Annotated in this window: 12 protein-coding genes; 9 read left to right on the top strand and 3 right to left on the bottom strand. The window is 65.3% G+C overall.

The annotated features are described in order from the left end of the window. Positions 1-20: 20 nt before the first annotated feature. The 3 genes from ACODRZ_RS09050 to ACODRZ_RS09040 all read right to left on the bottom strand — a co-directional run bounded on the left by ACODRZ_RS09050 (position 21) and on the right by ACODRZ_RS09040 (position 7,322). A complete protein-coding gene (locus ACODRZ_RS09050) occupies positions 21-2,492 on the bottom strand; it encodes an AMP-binding protein (RefSeq protein ID WP_488970006.1) in 2,472 nt (823 codons plus the stop codon). Positions 2,493-2,689: 197 nt separating this feature from the next. Next, positions 2,690-4,831 carry a PQQ-dependent dehydrogenase, methanol/ethanol family gene (locus ACODRZ_RS09045; protein ID WP_488970007.1) on the bottom strand — a complete coding sequence of 714 codons (2,142 nt, stop codon included), beginning with the start codon at positions 4,829-4,831 and terminating at the stop codon, positions 2,690-2,692. A 10-nt stretch (positions 4,832-4,841) separates the two neighbouring features. Then, positions 4,842-7,322 carry a TonB-dependent receptor gene (locus ACODRZ_RS09040; RefSeq protein ID WP_488970008.1) on the bottom strand — a complete coding sequence of 827 codons (2,481 nt, stop codon included), beginning with the start codon at positions 7,320-7,322 and terminating at the stop codon, positions 4,842-4,844. A 309-nt stretch (positions 7,323-7,631) separates the two neighbouring features. Between ACODRZ_RS09040 and ACODRZ_RS09035 the strand changes: the two genes are divergently transcribed. The 9 genes from ACODRZ_RS09035 (at position 7,632) to ACODRZ_RS08995 (ending at position 18,056) form a co-directional block, all read left to right on the top strand. After that, positions 7,632-7,934: a putative quinol monooxygenase gene (locus ACODRZ_RS09035; protein WP_488970009.1), complete on the top strand. Its 303-nt coding sequence runs from the start codon at positions 7,632-7,634 to the stop codon at positions 7,932-7,934. 4 nt (positions 7,935-7,938) lie between these two features. After that, positions 7,939-8,235, top strand: coding sequence for a putative quinol monooxygenase (locus ACODRZ_RS09030; RefSeq protein WP_488970010.1), 297 nt, complete (start codon positions 7,939-7,941; stop codon positions 8,233-8,235). A 53-nt stretch (positions 8,236-8,288) separates the two neighbouring features. Next, complete coding sequence (locus ACODRZ_RS09025; RefSeq protein WP_488970011.1) at positions 8,289-9,704, top strand: L-serine ammonia-lyase; 1,416 nt, start codon at positions 8,289-8,291, stop codon at positions 9,702-9,704. 104 nt (positions 9,705-9,808) lie between these two features. Next, on the top strand, positions 9,809-11,485 hold the full coding sequence (gene kaiC, locus ACODRZ_RS09020) for a circadian clock protein KaiC (RefSeq protein ID WP_488970012.1): 1,677 nt from the start codon (positions 9,809-9,811) through the stop codon (positions 11,483-11,485). Between the two features lie 2 nt (positions 11,486-11,487). Then, positions 11,488-11,769 (top strand): circadian clock KaiB family protein, encoded by a 282-nt coding sequence (locus ACODRZ_RS09015; protein WP_271183811.1) that lies wholly within the window; start codon positions 11,488-11,490, stop codon positions 11,767-11,769. After that, complete coding sequence (locus ACODRZ_RS09010; protein ID WP_488970013.1) at positions 11,766-13,238, top strand: sensor histidine kinase; 1,473 nt, start codon at positions 11,766-11,768, stop codon at positions 13,236-13,238. The genes ACODRZ_RS09015 and ACODRZ_RS09010 overlap by 4 nt, the downstream gene beginning before the upstream one ends. Beyond that, positions 13,235-16,162, top strand: a complete 2,928-nt coding sequence (locus ACODRZ_RS09005; RefSeq protein ID WP_488970014.1) for a PAS domain-containing protein — start codon at positions 13,235-13,237, stop codon at positions 16,160-16,162. The genes ACODRZ_RS09010 and ACODRZ_RS09005 overlap by 4 nt, the downstream gene beginning before the upstream one ends. Positions 16,163-16,302: 140 nt before the next feature. Then, entirely contained in the window at positions 16,303-17,040 is a 738-nt protein-coding gene (locus tag ACODRZ_RS09000) for a FadR/GntR family transcriptional regulator (RefSeq protein WP_488970015.1), read from the top strand. Positions 17,041-17,120: 80 nt separating this feature from the next. After that, complete coding sequence (locus tag ACODRZ_RS08995) at positions 17,121-18,056, top strand: Gfo/Idh/MocA family protein (protein ID WP_488970016.1); 936 nt, start codon at positions 17,121-17,123, stop codon at positions 18,054-18,056. Positions 18,057-18,074 lie beyond the last annotated feature (18 nt).

Here is an 18,074-nt window from a genome sequence, read left to right as displayed (position 1 = left end):
GCGAAGGGTGTCGCCGGTCCTCAGGCTTTGACCATTCCCGAAGGCTCTTCGTATGCGAACGTTTCCGGGACACTCTTGTCCTCCCGCGCACGCAGGAAGATGCGGACCTTGCGTTCGGCCCATGTGTAGCTGTGCGCGAAGACGATGCCGAATCCGATCGCCACGGAAAGCGCCACCCATGGCTTCGGTCCGTGGAATACCCGGATGATCAGCGAACGGACCTGATAATGGCTGAGGTACATGAACATCGACGATCCGGCGACCTCCGAAACGATCGACTTCACAGCCGAGGGAACCTTGATGGAGGTGCCGAAGAGCAACAGCGCCACGCCGCCCGTGATATAGGCGCTGGCGGACGTAAAGCCGTGATGCAGGAGCACGGCAACGGTCACGATGGCCATCGCCACCACCCGGCTGCGCTGGTCGCGCGCGCTGGCCATCAGCATCCCCGCCGCGACCGTCCACAGATACCAGATCGGCGTGCGGTGGAAGATGTAGTTGGTGTCCCAGACCTTCTCGACCATCCAGCTCCCCACCGTCGCGACGACGAGCAGGATCGTGCAGAAGGTCATGGGCCGCGAGCGCAGGAATTCGCGGATTGCCGGGAAGGAGAACAGCGCCGCCACGACGAGCAGCAACTGCATGTAGAGTTCCGCGAAATAGTAGTAGGCCACGTGATACTGATGCGGATCGAACCAGTTCGATATCAGCAGCAGGGGCTTCAACTCGAAAGTCCTGGCCCAGATCTGCATCGCGATGGTCACCATCAGGGTCGGGATGGCCACGCTCAGCACTGTCCCGAAGATGGTGCCGACCTTTCCGGTCCGGCTGATCTCCGGCCACTGGAAGCGCATGACGCTGTAGCCGCACAGCATGAACAGGAAATAGGCCGCGCCCCAGTTCTTGCTGTAGACAAACGTGTCGAGATGCAGGGCCACGATGCAGATCATGAAGAACGCGCGCGTCAGCATCGCGGTGTCGAGCTTGCGCCAGTTGTTTGCTGCTGGGGGGCCGGCGCTTTTTTCCAGCTGCTCGACCGTAAGCGCCTCCCACCCGTCCGGCAGGGCGCCGAAACGCCCTTCGAAGCCGAGCGAGAACTGGATGTAGCTGAGCGAGTCCCCACCCATGCTCTCGAAGCTGTCGTTCGGGCCGATCCGCCGTCCGGGGAAGAACTGCCGGAAGAACCCCTGCACGTCGCGCGGTGCTGCCTGGGGTGTCCGATCCGCCACGGGATCGACGGCGGCAGCCTTGCGTTCCTCGACGAACTCTTCCGTCAGGACGCGGCGCATGGCCTTGCCCGTCGCCGTGCGCGGGATCTTCGGGATGACCCGGACGTGGAGGGAATCCCCGGCAACGACGCCGAATTCCTTCAGGGCCTCTGCCGCCGCCGAATGAACCCTCTCGGCGGCGATGTCCGTCGCGTCCAGGGCGACCAGCACACCTTCGCCACGCAGTGCGTCAGGCACTTTCGCCACCACTGCCTTGCCGCTCTGGCCGAGAAGCTGGGAAATGCGCGCCTCGAGCAAATCCGGGTTCAGCTTCACGCCGCCCGAGTTGATCAGGTCGTCCGCCCGGCCGTCGTAATAGAGATAGCCCTCGTCGAGATGGCCGAGGTCGCTGGTCTCCAGCCAGCCGTCGGCATCGCAGAGATCGCGCATGTCGCCGGCATCCAGCTTCCAGCGCGCCACGTGCGGGCCGCGAATGCGGATGCGCCCCTCTTCGGAAATCGCCACCTCGGTCGCGCCGACGGCCTTGCCGACGGAATCCAGCACCTCATCCGGAACTTCCGAAATCTGCAGGAAAGTGCTGCGCGAGGCTTCCGTCAGGCCATAGTGCTGGACGATGCGGGCATTGGGAAACATCTCGCGAATGCCGCGCTTTTCGGCGCCGGACATGTATTGCGAACCGATCTCCAGCCACAGCAGCTTCTTCCCCGCGTCTCCGATGACGGACCGCTGCTGCAACAGGATGCGCAGGAGGGTGGGGACTGCGGACAAGGCGTTAACCTCGCCCGACCTCAGCATGCGCGACAGTTCGAGGGGGTCGAAGCCCCGCAGCGGCAGGTAGGAGCGACCGCCCACGGCGCTGACCGCACGGATGCGGCCGATGCCGAAGCTGTACGTGACCGGGACGCCGACGTACTCGCGCACATCGGCGGTCAGGCCCATCTGGTCGATGATCCGCTCCGCCGCATCCGCCAGATTGGCGTAAGTCAGGACGATGCCCTTGGGCTTGCCCTCGGTGCCCGAAGTGTACGTGACCTGCGCGGGCCGATCGTCATGGATCAGCGAATGGCTTTCATCGAACCAGCCGCCTCCGTCGTCCGGCGTGATGCAGGAAACGATTTCCAGTCCGGCCAGGCCCTCCGCATGGGCCTCGTCATGAACGTTGACGAAGGCCTGGCGGGCCTTGCCAAGCGCGAAAACGCTGCGAATGTAAGACAGTGAACTGCGAGTAACGAGCGCGGTGGCTGTCAACGTCTGTTTGCGCACTGCAGAGCCCCTCTACTGATCGCCGGCAGGCGATGGTGACGAACGACACGAATCAGTTCTTGCGCAACACACCCCCGCGCAATGAGCGGGAGGGTAAGTCCACTTTTTGCCTCAGGAAAATGCTGAGAAATACCAACCGAGAAGCGTGATCGAAGGATCGGGGCGCCCTTTGAGAGCGCCCCTTCCTGAGGGGCAGATCACTCCCCGGTCTTGTGCGCCGAACCTACCGCGCTGTCTGGGCGTCCGCTGCGCAGCACTTCGGCCCGCGTGCGGATGTACTGGCGCAGGGCTTCCAGCTGGTCCGGCGTGAATTCGCCGAATTGCGGCATTCCCGCCGGTACGAGGGCACCATTGCGGACGACTTCGGCGAAGGCCTCGGCATTGGCCGGGATCGGCGAAGTACGAAGGTCCGGCGCGGTGCCCCCGGCGATGACCGAAGTGCCGTGGCAGACCGCGCAGCGGCCGCCGAAGATGCCCTCTCCGCGCTCGGCTTTGGCAGCATCCGGCGTGAAGTCCGCATCCTCGAAGGCGACGGCCTTGTAGGGCTCCTTCGGTGGCAGTTGCTGCTTGCCGCCGATGGCGAACGTCAGCACCCGGCGCGCCTGCGTGCGATAGTCGATGCCGTACTTGGCGAACATCGGGCCGAACAGGCCGACGCTGGTGCCGATCCCGGCGATCACCGTGACGTATTGCTTGCCGTTGACGCGGTACGTGATCGGCGGTGCCACCACGCCCGCGCGGGCGTCGAAGTTCCACAAGCGCTTGCCGTCCTCTGCATTGTAGGCCGAAAAGCCGCCGTCGGGACGACCTTGAAATACGAGGTTGCCGCCGGTCGCCATGATACCGCCGTTGCCGTGCGTGGGCATCGGCAGCTTCCAGCGCGCCTTCTGCGCCACCGGGTCCCAGGCGATGAGCCAGCCGGTGACATCCTTGCCGCCTGCGTCGATCGCGTAACCGACGCCCGGAGACAGCGCCATGCCCTCCGCAAACTTGAAGTTCTCCCGCGTGATGCCGGTGTCGTCGAAGTGGGCCTGCAAATCGATGGCGGGAATATAGGTCAGCTTCGTCTTCGGGCTGTAGGCCATCGGCATCCAGCTGTGCGCGCCGAGCGGCGTCGGGCGGAACGTGGTCCTGCCGCTTTCGTAGCGCACACCGGGGTTCTCGACCGGACGGCCGGTGGCAAGGTCGATCTTCTTCGCCCATGTCACTTCCACGAAGGGCTCGGCCGAGATCAGCTTTCCGTTCTTCCGGTCGATCACATAATAGAAGCCGTTCTTCGGTGCGGTCATCACCACCTGCCTCGGCTTGCCGTCGATGGTGAGGTCGGCCAGTTCCATGTCCATCGCGGCGTTGAAGTCCCAGCTTTCGCCGGGATTGATCTGATAGTGCCACTTGTACTTGCCCGTCTTCGCATCGAGCGCGACGATCGAGCAGACGAACAGGTTGTCGCCCTTGCCCAGAGAGCGGATCTTGTGGTTCCATGGCGCGCCGTTGCCGGTGCCGAGCAGGATCTGGTCGTTGGCCTTGTCATAAGTGATGGCGTTCCATACCGAGCCGCCGCCGCCGTACTTCCACCAGTCACCGCTCCAGGTCTTCGCGGCCATCTTCTGCGTCTCGTCCTCGAAGCCCTTGGAAGGGTCGCCGGGGACGGTGTAGAACTTCCATAGCTGTTTGCCGCTGTCCGCGTCGAAGGCGGTGACGAAGCCGCGCACCGCGCTTTCGTCGGACCCGGCGTTGCCGATGATCACCTTGCCGTCGAACACGCGCGGCGGGCCGGAGATGAACATCGGCGCGCCGTCCTCCAGCGTCTGCACGGTCCAGACGGGCTTGCCGGTCTTCTCGTCCAGCGCGATCAGGCGGCCGTCCTGCGTGGCGGTGATGACCTTGTGGTTCCAGTAGGCGATGCCGCGACTGCCCCAGCCCTGCCGCAGCCGGATGCCCGAGGCTTCGGGCGCCTTGGGATCGTGCTCCCACTTCACCTTGCCGGTGGCGACGTCGATCGCGCGGACCACCGAATAGCCGCTGGCGAGGTAGACCGTGCCGCCCACCTCGATCGGCCCGGTCGCGGGGTTGCCCGCCGGAAGGTCCACCGACCACACCAGGCCAAGGTGCCCTACATTGCCCGCGTTGATGTCTTCGAGGGGGCTGTAGTGCTGCTCGCCGTACGTGCGCCCGAAGGCAGGCCAGTCCTCGCCGTCGCTGCCGTCGTCGAGCTGGCGCTCCCAGCCTTCGGGAGCGCCCTTGCCCGCAAGCGCCTGCTGATCCGCCGATCCGCAGGCCGCGAGCGACCACGCCAGCGCAAGAGGGATTCCCCAGCGCAGCACCTTTGCCTCAAACATCAAGCACCTCTCAAAGATGGTCGCCGAACGACAGCCCGAGTTCGACACCGAAGTAACGCGGCGCCCCGTATTGCGAGTTGAGCCACAGCCCCGCGACGTTCTGCACCGCCACGCGGTAGCGCTTGTCGGTCAGGTTCTTGCCGATCAGGCGCACGTAGTAGCGGTCATCCGCCTGCGCGAGCGTGATCGAGCCGTTCACCAGCGTCCTCGCATTGAGGAACGTGTTGCCCAGCGGATCGTCGATCGCCTGCGTATTGAGGTTGCGCCCGGTATACGCGACGTTGCCGTTCACGGTCAGCTTGTAGTCGCTGCCCAGCGGCAGCGCGTAGGAGCCGTCCAGCGTCCACTGCCACTTCGGCGCGCGGTCCAGCGGGGCGGAAGCAAGATCATAACCCGCGTTCTCGGCGGTATAGGTCTTGTACTTACCGTCCTGGTAGCCGAGCACGCCGCGCAGGGTCAGCCCCTCGACCGGAGTGGCGGAGAGTTCCGCCTCGATACCCTTCACGTCGGCGCTGGCGGCGTTGACGAACAACGTAACCTGATTGGGCTGGCCGTTGACCACGATCGGCACGTTGAGCTGCTTCTGCAGATCCTTGTACTTCACGTAGAAGCCGGTGAGGTTGAAGCGCAGCCGGTTGTCGAGGAACTGCGACTTGAAGCCCAGTTCAAAGCTGTCGGCCTTTTCCGGGTCAGTCGGCCGCGCGGCGGCGCGGAAGGCGTCGAGGTCGGTGCCGAAGGCCGCGAAGCCGCCGATCTGGTCGTTGAAGCCGCCGCCCTTGTAACCATGCGAATAGCCGCCGAAGACGAAGATATCGTCGGTCGCCTGATAGCTGATGCTGGCGCGGTACGTCGGCTCGCGCCACTTGCCCTTCACGCTGACGACGCCCGCCGGGTAGTTGTAGACGCTGGCGTCGAGCGCCTCGTTGATGGTGATCGTCGGGTCGAAGCCGCCGTTCAATGCCGGGATGAAGGTCTGCTGGCGGCCGAGCCAGGTCTTGTCGTCCCAGGTATAGCGCCCGCCCGCCGAGATCGTCAGCTTGTCGCCCAGCTTCAGCGTGCCTTCGAGGAACACCGCACGCGACTTGGCCCGCTGCGCGTTGCACAGCACGTAAGGCGTGTCGTTCCAGTTGCCGAACGGCAGCGGGCCGGAGGTGAGGTCAAGGAAGCCGAGAATCTGCGCGACGCAGAAATCGATCTTGTCGCGCTGGTAGAACCCGCCCGCGACGAAATTGAACGGCCCCTGCAGGTCGGAGGCGAAGCGCAGTTCCTGCTGCCAGGTCTTGCGGTTGTCATCGCGGGTCGCGTCGAAGAACGACAGGTACTGGCCGTCTTCCGCCACGGCCGTCGCACCCGCGTAGGAGTTGGGAATGCGCGAGCGCTGGTTGCGATAGCCCGAGACCGAAGTGACGGTGCCGATGCCGGTGTCATATTCGAGGTTGGCGTAGAGCCCGTCGACCGAAATGCGCTGGCCCTTGTCCATGAACAGCAGGCCGTCATGCCGTCCGGTATAGGCCGCCCGCTTGAGCGGATCGGTGCCCTGCGCATTCGGATCGGTTAGCCCGAGCAGGTCGGTGACGAAGGGATTGGTGCCGGTATAAAGATAGTTCTCGTTCACCGACGGCACCGAGTCCGACCGGTCGCGAATCCATTCGTACTGGAACAGCGCGCTGAAATTGGGCGAAGGCTCGACCAGCAGCTTCGCGCGGGCCTGCCACACGTCCTTGCCGCCGATCGTCTCGCCGCCAAGGCAGCCGCTGCGCCCCTGGAACTTGTTATCGACGAAGCCGGTGACCGGACCGTAACAGGCCCCGTTCTTGTAGAACCCGTCAGACTTCTCGTAACCGCCGACGAGGCGGAAGGCGGCGATATCGCCGATCGGCACGTTGAGCGCGGCCTGCACCTTCTTCTGGCCGAAGTCGCCGTACTCGGCGCGGGCATCGACGCCCACGTACTCCATCTGCGGGCGCTTGGTCCGCACGGTGACAACGCCCCCCGTAGTGTTCTTGCCGAACAGCGTGCCCTGCGGGCCGCGCAGCACTTCGACCTGCGCAATGTCGAAAGTGTCGAGCAGCTGGGTCTGGACCGAGGGCACGACGAAGTCGTCCACCAGCACCGCCACCGGCGGCTCGAAATAGACGATGATCGAGGTCTGCCCGACGCCGCGCATCGCGAAGCTGGCGGCGTTGAAGTTTGCGATCGTCGCGGCCGAGAAATTCGGCACGAACGCCGCGATGTCGCCGAGGTCGCGCGGCGCGGCCTGTGCGATCAGCGTGCTGTCGACCGCCGAGACCGAGACCGGCGTGGACTGAAGATCGGTCGCACGGCGGGTCGCGGTAACGACGATCTCGGCCAGGCCGCCTGACGATTGCGGAGCCGATTGCTGTTGGGCGGTGTCGGTGGTCGAAGTGTCCTGTGCGAAGGCTGGCGTGCTTGCGATTCCGGCGACGAGCGCGAACGCGCAAGACGAGCAGTAAAGCTGCCTGGTGAACATGCCTCTCTCTCCTAGTGCCCCGCCATTTGTTTGCGGGTTGATCCAAGGATTATCACGAAGATGGCATTTGGCAATCATTCATGTATGTTTTTTTGAAGGATGATTTTGGCCGTTGCATCCGTGTCATGCAGCGAGTGTCGGCAAACCCTTCGAGCAACGCGAAAACACTATATCACATGCATTCATGATTGTTTTTATATGGCGATCGCATATGATCTTCGCCGAACACGTGCCGAGACAGGCGCGGCATCGGAGAGAACCTGCGGATGTGCGAGCGACTCGCCCCGCGCTGAAAGGAGAGATTGCCTCATGGCCTTCAGTTTCCTGTCCCGCTTCCGGGTCCGCGACGACCGGCAGGACGATTTCATCGCCCTCGCCCGCCAGATGGAGGACTTGTCGAAGCAGGAACCGGGCACCCTCGCCTACAAGTTCTTCCGCCTTGCCGAACCCGGCATGTTCGCCGTCCACGAAAGTTTCGTCGATGAGGCCGCCGACGAGGCGCACATGGCCTACGATCACAACAAGCCGCTGATCGAGAAGATCGTCGGCTGCATGGAAGGCACTTACGAGCGCGAACTGCTGTTCGACCTTGCCCCGCACGGAAGGGCCTGAACCGATGCCCGCCAAGAGCTTCATCGCCCAGCTGCGCACCCGTCCCGAAAAGCGCGGCGACATGATCGCGCTGCAATCCGAACTGAAGGGCCTCGTCTTCGCGAACGAACCCGACGCGCTGGTCTACGAACTGTTCCAGTCGGAAGCCGATCCCGACCTTTTCCAGGTCGTTGCCACTTTCCGCGACGAGGCCGCCTACGAAAAGCACATGCATATAGACTTCCATGATCGGCTGGTCCCGCCGATCCTCGAATGCGTGGCCGAGGACATGAAGCTGGAGTTCTATCGCTCGCTTCCCTGATGCTCCCTCTTCCGTCGGCGATCCGCTGCGCTATACCTGCAGCGAAAACCGATATGCACACGACCGCCCTTCCCCCCTCCGATGCCGAACTTTCGGCAGTAGCGATCAGCGCTCTCGACATCTTCTCGATCGGCATCGGGCCGTCGAGTTCACACACGGTCGGCCCGATGCGCGCGGCGCTGGCGTTCATGGAGAGCCTGCCGGGGGCGCCCTCGCGCGTCGCCTGCGACCTCTATGGCTCGCTGGCGCTGACCGGGCGCGGCCATGCGACCGACGGGGCGGTGCTGCTGGGCCTGTCCGGCCTGCGCCCGGAATCGGTCGATCCCGACGCGGTGCCCGCGATCATCGCCGACATTCGCGAGCATGGCCGCCTCGCCAGCCGGACCTTCGACACCGACAGCGCCTTCACCGAGAGCACCGACCTCGTCTTCCACTTCGGCGAATTCCTGCCCGCCCATGCCAACGGCATGCGCTTCACCGCATGGTTCGGCGAAGGGGAGCAGCCGGTGGAGCAGCACTGGTATTCGGTCGGCGGCGGCGCGGTGGTGCGCGGCGATGCGACCTCCCTTGCGCCCCTGACGCCCGAGAGCGGGCACAACCTGCGCCAGCCCTTCCCGTTCTCCTCCGGCGCGGAACTGCTGGCGCTGGGCGAGGAAACCGGCCTCTGCTTCGCCACCATGGTGCTGCGCAACGAAGGCGTCTGGCGTTCGGAGGCGGAGACGCTGGCGGGGCTGGACCGTATCATCGATGCCATGGACGCCTGCGTGCAGCGAGGGCTCAAGCAGGAAGGGCTGCTCCCCGGCGGCCTCAAGGTGCGTCGCCGCGCCCGCACCATCCACACCCGCCTGCGCGCCCAGAAGGACAGCTTCGGCCCGGCGCAGACCTTCGAATGGGTCAGCCTCTTCGCGCTTGCCGTGAACGAGGAGAACGCGGCGGGCGGGCGCGTCGTCACCGCCCCCACCAACGGCGCCGCCGGGGTGATCCCGGCCACGCTGCTCTACTATCGCAAGTTCGTGCCCGGCGCCGACCGCGAGGGCGAGCGGACGCTGCTGCTGACCGCCGCCGCCATCGGCTTCCTCTACAAGAAGCGCGCCTCGATCTCGGCCGCCGAGATGGGGTGCCAGGGCGAGGTCGGCGTCGCCTGCTCGATGGCGGCGGCGGGCCTCGTCGCGGCGCTTGGCGGCACCAACCAGCAGATCGAGAACGCCGCCGAGATCGGCATGGAGCACAATCTGGGGCTCACATGCGACCCCATCGGCGGCCTCGTCCAGATCCCCTGCATCGAACGCAACACGATGGGCGTGGTCAAGGCGATCAACGCCGCGTACCTCGCGCTGCAGGGCGACGGGCGCCACATCGTCAGCCTCGACGCGGTGATCGAGACGATGCGCCAGACCGGCGTGGACATGGCCAGCAAGTACAAGGAAACCAGCCTCGGCGGTCTGGCCGCCAACGTCGTGGAATGCTGATCCGCAAACTCGAACCCCGGCTCGGAACCGGGCGCGGATGAGATCGTTTGCCTCCGGTCGGGGGCTGGCATAAGCACCGATTCTGTAAGCACATCGGGACAAGCATGACTGCCGGCATCGAAAAGGCCCTGACGGGTATCGAAGGCTTCGACGACATCACCATGGGCGGCCTGCCGCGCGGACGCCCCACCCTCGTTTGCGGGTCGGCGGGCTGCGGCAAGACGCTGTTCGCCTCGACTTTCCTCGTCAACGGCGCCCGTGAGGGAGAGCCCGGCGTGTTCGTGACCTTCGAGGAGCGCCCGAGGGACATCGTCGACAACGTCGCCTCGCTCGGCTTCGAACTCGACGGCCTCGTCGAGAAGGGCCTCGTCGCCATCGAGCACATCGCGGTCGAACCTTCCGAACTGGCTGAAGTCGGCGACTACGACCTGGAGGGGCTGTTCCTGCGCCTCGAACTCGCCATCGACGAAGTCGGCGCCAGGCGCATCGTCCTCGACACGATCGAGAGCCTGTTCTCCGCCTTCCAGAACCCCGCGATCCTGCGCGCGGAAATCCGCCGCCTGTTCGACTGGCTCAAGGAAAAGGGCCTGACCGCCGTGATCACCGGCGAGCGCGGCGACGGCTCGCTCACCCGGCAGGGCCTCGAGGAATACGTATCCGATTGCGTGATCCTGCTCGACCACCGGGTCCACAACCAGATTTCGACGCGCCGGATGCGCATCGTGAAGTATCGCGGCACCGCCCACGGCACCAACGAGTACCCTTTCCTGATCGGCGAGGAGGGCTTCAGCGTCCTGCCGGTCAGTTCGCTCGGCCTTGCGCACAAGGTTTCCGAGGAACGGGTGTCCAGCGGCATCGCCGATCTGGACCGGATGCTAACGGGCGGGGGTTTCCACCGCGCCAGCAGCATCCTCGTTTCGGGCGTGGCGGGATCGGGCAAGAGTTCGATGGCGATGTGCTTCGTCGATGCCGCCTGCCGCCGGGGCGAGCGGGCGATGATCTTCTCGTTCGAGGAATCGGCCGAGCAGATCGTGCGCAACATGCGCTCGATCGGCCTCGACGTCGCGCCGTGGATCGAGGGCGACCTGCTGCGCTGCGTATCGGCGCGGCCGACCTTCTACAGCCTTGAGATGCACCTAGCGATCATGATCCGCGAGATCGCGCGCTTCCGCCCCTCGCTGGTGGTGCTCGACCCGATTTCCGCCTTCATGGACAGCGGCGAGACACTGGAAGTCCAGTCGATGCTGCTGCGTATGGTGGACTACCTCAAGTCCAACGGCATCACCGCCGTCTTCACCCACCTTGCCCACGATCAGGCGCTGGCGCAGACCGATGCGGGGCTGTCTTCGCTGATGGATGCCTGGCTGCTGCTGCTCAACCGCGAAGTGAACGGCGAGTTCAACCGCGAGCTTTATCTCCTCAAGGCGCGCGGCATGGCCCATTCCAACCAGGTGCGCGAATTCGTCATGAGCGACCACGGTATCAGCCTGGTCGAACCCTATCTGGGCGAGAATGGTGCGCTGACCGGCTCGGCCCGGCGCTTTGCCGAGGCGCAGGCCCGCCGCAACGAAGTGGAGCGCCGGTCCACCGTCGCCCTCCTGCAGGAGAAGGTCGAGCAGCGCCGTCGCAAGGCCGAATTGGAAATCGCCGCGCTCCAGGCCGACGTCGCAGCGCAGGAGGCAGAATTGCGCCGATTAGTCCAGGCGGAGGCGGATTTCCGCGATCAGGCTGCGTCCGATCTGGCGGAACTTGCGACCGGCCGAAGCGCTTCTAGGGGATGATCATGGACAGATCGACCGAACTCACCCTCTACGTCGCCGGGCAGACCCCCAAGTCGGTGGCCGCGATCCGCAATCTTGAGCGGATCTGCAAGGAATACCTCGATTCCAGCTATGCGGTCAAAGTCATCGACTTGAAGGAAAACCCGCGGCTCGCGCGGGAGCACAACATCGTCGCCATCCCCACCCTGGTACGGCAGTTGCCGGTGCCGATCCAGAAGATCATCGGCGACCTGTCGGACACCGAGAAGGTGCTGGTCCACCTCCAGCTCGGTGACGCCGCGTGACGAACAGGGCGGGGCTCGATGCGCTCTCGATAGAGGAGCTGAGGCACCGCCTCCACGACGCAGAGGAAACCCTGCGCGCGATCCGCGAAGGTGACGCCGACGCCGTCGTCGTGCGCAGCGCCGACGAGGACACCGTGTTCGCCCTCGCCGGGGGAGAGGACAGCTATCGCGCCATCATGGAGGCGATGGACATCGGCGCCGTCGCGCTCGACGATCAGGAGCGGCTGCTCTACGCCAACGCGGCATTCTGCGCCCTCATCGGCTGCAATGCTGCGGACCTGCAGCGCGAAGGGCTGTTCGCCCGGCTGGACGCGCGCACAGCGGACACGGTGCGCGGCACGATCGTCCAGGCGCGCGACGGCCGCCACCAGGCGCAGTTCGTCCAGACCCACGACGGCGCCGACCGACACCTGATGGTCACCGCCGCCCCGCTTCCCCTCGCCTTCGGGATCGGCTCCGCGCTGACCTTCAGCGACGTGACGGCCCGGGTGGAAGCCGCCGTCGCCGAGGAGTCCGAGCGCGTCGCGCAGGCCGTCATCGCTTCCGCCAACGAGGCCGTGGTCGTGTGCGATCGTTCGGGGCGGGTCATCAACGCCAATGCCGCCGCCTGCGCGATCATGCCCGGAGACCTCACCGGCCGTCCTTTCGCTGAGGCCATGCCGCTGATCTTCCCGACCGGCAGCGCCGCCGCTCGCGCCGAAGATCTGATCGCCATGGCAGGCGCGGGCAAGGCGGTGAAGGGGCTCGAAGCATCGGCCCCCTTCGCCAGTCCACCCAGGGACCTGCTGATCAGCGTCGCCCCCTTGCGCCTCTCGGGAGAGGCGCCGGGCGGCAGCGTGATCACCCTGATCGACCTGTCCGAACGCAAGGCCATCGAAAAGCGCCAGACCCTGCTGATGCATGAACTGGACCACCGGGTGAAGAACACGCTTACGATGGTTCTGTCGATCTGCAGTCGAACTCTGTCGGGTTCTGACGGGCTGGACGACTTCCGCTTGCGCTTCACCCGCCGCATTCAGGCGCTGGCGGACACGCACAACCTGCTCGCCGACGCCTCGTGGACGGGCATCGACCTCTCCGCGATGATCCGCGGCGAACTGGCGCCCTACCTCTCCTCCTCCGGCCCGCGCATGGAGATCGCCGACCTCGACCGGTCGGTCGCCCCGGACATCGCGATCGCATTCGGCCTCGTCGTGCATGAACTGACGACCAATGCGGTCAAATACGGCGCATTGTCGGCGGAAACCGGCTGCGTAACCGTCACCGGACGGCAGCTGGAGCGCAACCTCTACGAAGTCGCCTGGACGGAAAGCGGTGGCCCCCACGTGAAGTTGCCCAAGCGCCATGGCTTCGGCCAGACCCTCATCACCCGCAGCCTGGCACGCGGCGACGGCACCGGGGCTACCGTCGATTTCGCGCCCGAAGGTGTCGTCTGCCGCATGGTCCTGCCCACCGAAGTCCGCGCGTGAGCAACGACCCCGGCAGGCCCAGCCACGAGCAACTGCTGGAGCGGCAGGCATTCCAGCTGCGTCTCCTTGATGCGATGCGACGCAGCGACGACGCCGAGGACATTCTGGCGGCCGCCGCGCAACTGCTGGGCGAGCATCTTGCAGCCGGACGATGTGGCTTCGCGACCATCAGCGAAGACGGTACGAGGGCCTTCCTCGACGCGGACTGGTCCTCCACTCTACCCAGCCTTGCCGGCGAGACCCGTGTGCTTGACAGCTTCGGCCCGGAGATCATCGCGGAACTGCGGCTCGGCCGCACTCTGGCCGTTTCCGACAGCGACACCGACCCACGCACCGGCGCCTTCGCCGAAGGCTGGCGCACCATCGGCTCGCGCGCGCTCGTGGTCTGCCCGATTTTCCGTGAAGGCAGGCTCGACAGTGTGCTCTACGTCCACGACGCGAGCCCGCGCGTCTGGACCGAAATCGAAACCCTGCAAGTGGAAGACGTGGCCCTGCGCACGCGCGATGCCGTCGACCGCACGCGCAGCGAAATCGCCTTGCGCGCCAGCGAGCAACGCTATCGTTCCTTGTTCAATTCCATCGACGCCGGCTTTTGCGTCATCGAAGTGGTCTTCGACGACAATGGGGAAGCCCGCGACTACTGTTTCATCGAGGTCAACGATTCCTTCGAGGCCTATACCGGAATTGCCGAAGCCCCGGGGCGCTGGATGCGCGAGATCGCGCCGGCCCACGAGCAACACTGGTTCGATCTCTACGGGCGCGTCGCGAAGACCGGGATCTCCGAAAGGATCGAACTTCCCGCCCGCCAACTGGGCGACCGCTGGTACGCTGTGCAGGCCTATCGCGTCGACGATCCCGCCCGGCATCATGTCGCCGTCCTGTTTACCGACCTGACCGTCCGCCGCCGCACCGAACGCGCACTGGAACGCAGCCGCGAGGAGCTGGAGCTGGCCGTCCGCGCGGCCGAGCTGGGCCGCTTTGACTACCGCCCGCGTGAGGGCAGTTTGACGTGGGACGACCGCTGCCGTGAACTGTTCGGCCTCTCCCCCGGAGCAAGCGTCAGTTACGAAACCGCGTTTCTCGCCGGTCTGCACCCCGAAGATCGTGAGCGCGCCGATCGCGCGGTCGCCGCGTCGCTCGATCCCGATGGCTCGCATCACTTCGAGGTCGAATACCGTACGATCGGCATCGAGGATGGCGAACTGCGCCACATCAGCGCCCATGGCCTGGCCTTCTTTGACGGACGTTCGCCAGTCCGGCTCATCGGCACGGTGCAGGACGTCACCAGCGACCGCGAAGCGAATGCCGCCCTGCGCGAAACGGGCGAGCGGCTGCGCCTTGCCGGGCGGGCCACCAACGACGCCGTATGGGACTGGGACCTGCGCGCCGACCTCGTCACCTGGAACGAGGCGCTTACCCATGCCTACGGCCATGCTCCGGAGACGGTAGCCCCGACAGGCGGATGGTGGCTCGCGCAAATCCACCCGGACGACGCCACCCGCATCCACGACAGCATCTTCCACGTCATCGAGGGGCAAGGCACCGACTGGAGCGATGAGTACCGCTTCCGCCGTGCCGACGGAAGCTACGCCGACGTCCTCGACCGGGGCTACGTCATCCGCGACGAGGCCGGGCGGCCGCAGCGCATGGTCGGCGCCATGCAGGACGTATCGGCCCGCAAGGCGGTGGAACGCCAGCTTGAGGAAGAGCGCCGCCGCCTTCACGACGAAGTGCTCGAAACTGCTGCCGAACGCGACCGCGCCGAGGAAGCACTGCGCCAGTCGCAGAAGATGGAAGCGGTCGGCCAGCTTACCGGCGGTCTCGCGCACGATTTCAACAATCTGCTGGCGGGCATATCGGGTGCGCTGGAGATGATACAGACGCGCATCGCCCAGGGCCGTACCGGCGAGCTTGAGAAATACTCGACGGCCGCACAAGGCGCGGTGCGCCGGGCTGCGGCTCTGACGCATCGCCTGCTCGCCTTTTCCCGCCGCCAGACACTGGCTCCGACGCCCACCGACGTCGATGCACTCGTGGCCGGGATCGAGGACATGGTGCGACGCACGGTCGGGCCGCACGTGGAAGTGCAGACATCCTCTGCCGGCGGGTTGTGGTCCACTCTGGTCGATCCCAATCAGCTCGAAAATGCCCTGCTCAACTTGTGCATCAATGCGCGCGACGCCATGCCCGACGGTGGCCTAATCCGGATTTCCAGCGCCAATGTCGCGCTGTCAGCGCAACAGGCACGCGAGCACGACCTGCAACCCGGCGAGTATGTCGAACTCAGCGTGTCCGACACTGGCACAGGCATGGCCAGGGACGTGGTCGCGCGCGCCTTCGATCCGTTCTTCACCACCAAACCGATCGGCGAGGGCACCGGGCTCGGCCTGTCGATGATCTACGGCTTCGCGCGTCAGTCCGGGGGACAGATCGACATAGAAACCGAGCCTGGCCATGGCACCACCATGCGGCTCTACCTGCCGCGCCACGCAGTTCTCGGCGCATCCTCCATGGTACTGCCGGTCCGCGAAGATGAACCGGCGCCGGAACAGCCGCGGCGCATCGGCCGGGTACTGGTGGTGGACGACGAACCGACGGTGCGGATGCTCGTGGTCGAGGTCGTCGAGGAACTCGGCTATCGGGTACTGGAAGCACACGATGGTCCAAGCGCCATGCGCGTGATCGACAGTGGCCAACCGATCGACCTCCTGATCACCGACGTAGGCTTGCCCGGGGGTATGAACGGGCGGCAGATAGCCGATGCCGCGCTCACCCGCCTGCCTTCGCTGAAGGTCCTGTTCATAACCGGCTATGCGGAGCAGGCGGTACTGGGCAGCGGCCAGATGGCGCCGAACATGGCGATCATGACAAAGCCGTTCGCGATGGATGCACTGGCCAGCCGGATACGGGAAATCGCCGACTGAGCTTGGCTGCATGACACACTCATACGGGTCATAATTATCATATGAATTGACTTATCATATGAAACGTTCTTGTCTGGCTGGCCACGCGCATTACCATTGCGTCGCGGTGATGGCGCAGTTGAAAGAACAAGGACGGTTTCGTGGCAGGGTCTTCGCATCTCATCGTCGATGAACCAGCAGCCCAGCTGGGGCGGAACCTGACATACGGATTGCTCGACAGCATCGGCCGCGCGATCGTCACCGGGCAGTTCGACAGTCGGGTCTTCCCCACCGAGGCGGAACTTGCCAAGCAACACGGTGTCAGCCGGTCTGTCACGCGCGAAGCGGTGAAGATGTTGACCGCGAAGGGTCTGCTCAGTGCCCGACCGCGCCAGGGAACGACGGTCCAGCCCACGTCGTCGTGGAACCTGTTCGATACCGATGTCCTGCGCTGGATGCTGGAGCGACAGCTTTCGGTCGATCTCCTGCGCCAGTTCAACGAACTGCGCGTGGCGGTGGAGCCTGAAGCCGCGTCTCTCGCCGCGCGCGTCGCCGGAGAGGACGATATCAAGCGCATCGACGATGGCCTGCGCCGCATGCAGGCGGCGGAGCGCGGCCTCGACGATCCGCTGGAGGCCGATATCGCCTTCCACGTCGCGGTGCTGAGAGCGTCCAAGAACCCCTTCTACATCCAGCTTCGCGAAGTGGTGAGCACAGCTCTGCGCACCTCGATCCGCTTCACCAACCGCATCAAGGGCCGCACGGCGGACGTTGCGGAACATGCAAAAGTGCGCGACGCCATCGCCTCACGCGATGCCGACGCCGCGCGCATCGCCATGCGCACGATCATCGGTGACGTGCTGGTGCTGATCGAGGACCGCCTCCCCTCCATCGACTGAACGGGCCAGTCAGCGTGGGAGCGTTGACGCGCGGCAGTCTTGCGCCTACGTCACATTAAGTATGATAAAAAGGATTTAATGTGGAGACTGTCAGACTGGGCCTGGTAGGCATCGGCAAGATCGCCCGCGACCAGCACCTTCCCGCCATCGCCGCCGATCCGCGCTTCATCCTTGCCGCCACCGCAAGCCGCCATGGTGGTGTCGAGGGCGTTACCGGCTACCACGACATTCCCGAAATGGTCGGAGCCGAAATGGCCGCAGCCTGCCCGCTCGATGCGGTTTCGCTGTGCACGCCGCCGGCGGGGCGCTACGAGCAGGCACTGACGGCGATCGAGGCGGGTCTCCATGTCATGCTGGAAAAGCCGCCGGCAGTGACGCTCTCCCACGTCGCAGCGCTGGAAAGGGCTGCGCAGGCGGCGAATGTGACGCTTTTTGCCACGTGGCACTCGCGTGAGGCGGCAGGCGTCGCGCCCGCCCGCGCATGGCTCGCCGACAAGCGCATCGATGCAGTGCGGATCGACTGGCGTGAGGATATCCGTCGTTGGCACCCCGGGCAGGAATGGATTCTCGGCCCCGGCGGCTTCGGCGTCTTCGACCCCGGCATCAACGCCCTTTCGATAGCGACCGAAATCCTGCCCCACGAGCTTTTCGTTGAACACGGCACCATGGACGTGCCCGCAGGTCGCGCCTCACCCCTGGCCGCGAGCATCGCCATGCGGTGCGGCACGGCGCCGGTTCAGGCGGAGTTCGACTTCCTCCAGACCGGTCCACAAACCTGGTCCATCGAGGTCGATACGGATGCCGGCACTCTCAGGCTCGGCATGGGCGGCAGCATTCTCCAACTGCCCGGCGAAGGCGAGCGAACCGAGGCGGATCGGGAATACCCGCGCCTCTACGCCCGCTTCGCCGATCTGATCGCCGCAGGGCGCAGCGACATCGACGTGCGCCCGCTGCGGCTCGTGTCGGATGCCTTCCTCGTCGCCGAGCGGCGCACTACGAGCAGTTTTTCCTTCTAGAACAGGACGACGTTATCC

This window comes from Novosphingobium sp. FG90 (assembly GCF_057808725.1).
Note: the sequence above shows the minus strand (reverse complement) of the source record. Positions and strands in the feature narration are given on the sequence as shown.

Bases quoted from the DNA above. Each gene is read 5' to 3' on its own strand.
- ACODRZ_RS09045 (WP_488970007.1), bottom strand. From the start codon at position 4,831: ATGTTTGAGGCAAAGGTGCTGCGCTGGGGAATCCCTCTTGCGCTGGCG.
- ACODRZ_RS09040 (WP_488970008.1), bottom strand. From the start codon at position 7,322: ATGTTCACCAGGCAGCTTTACTGCTCGTCTTGCGCGTTCGCGCTCGTC.
- ACODRZ_RS09035 (WP_488970009.1), top strand. From the start codon at position 7,632: ATGGCCTTCAGTTTCCTGTCCCGCTTCCGGGTCCGCGACGACCGGCAG.
- ACODRZ_RS09030 (WP_488970010.1), top strand. From the start codon at position 7,939: ATGCCCGCCAAGAGCTTCATCGCCCAGCTGCGCACCCGTCCCGAAAAG.
- ACODRZ_RS09025 (WP_488970011.1), top strand. From the start codon at position 8,289: ATGCACACGACCGCCCTTCCCCCCTCCGATGCCGAACTTTCGGCAGTA.
- kaiC (WP_488970012.1), top strand. From the start codon at position 9,809: ATGACTGCCGGCATCGAAAAGGCCCTGACGGGTATCGAAGGCTTCGAC.
- ACODRZ_RS09015 (WP_271183811.1), top strand. From the start codon at position 11,488: ATGGACAGATCGACCGAACTCACCCTCTACGTCGCCGGGCAGACCCCC.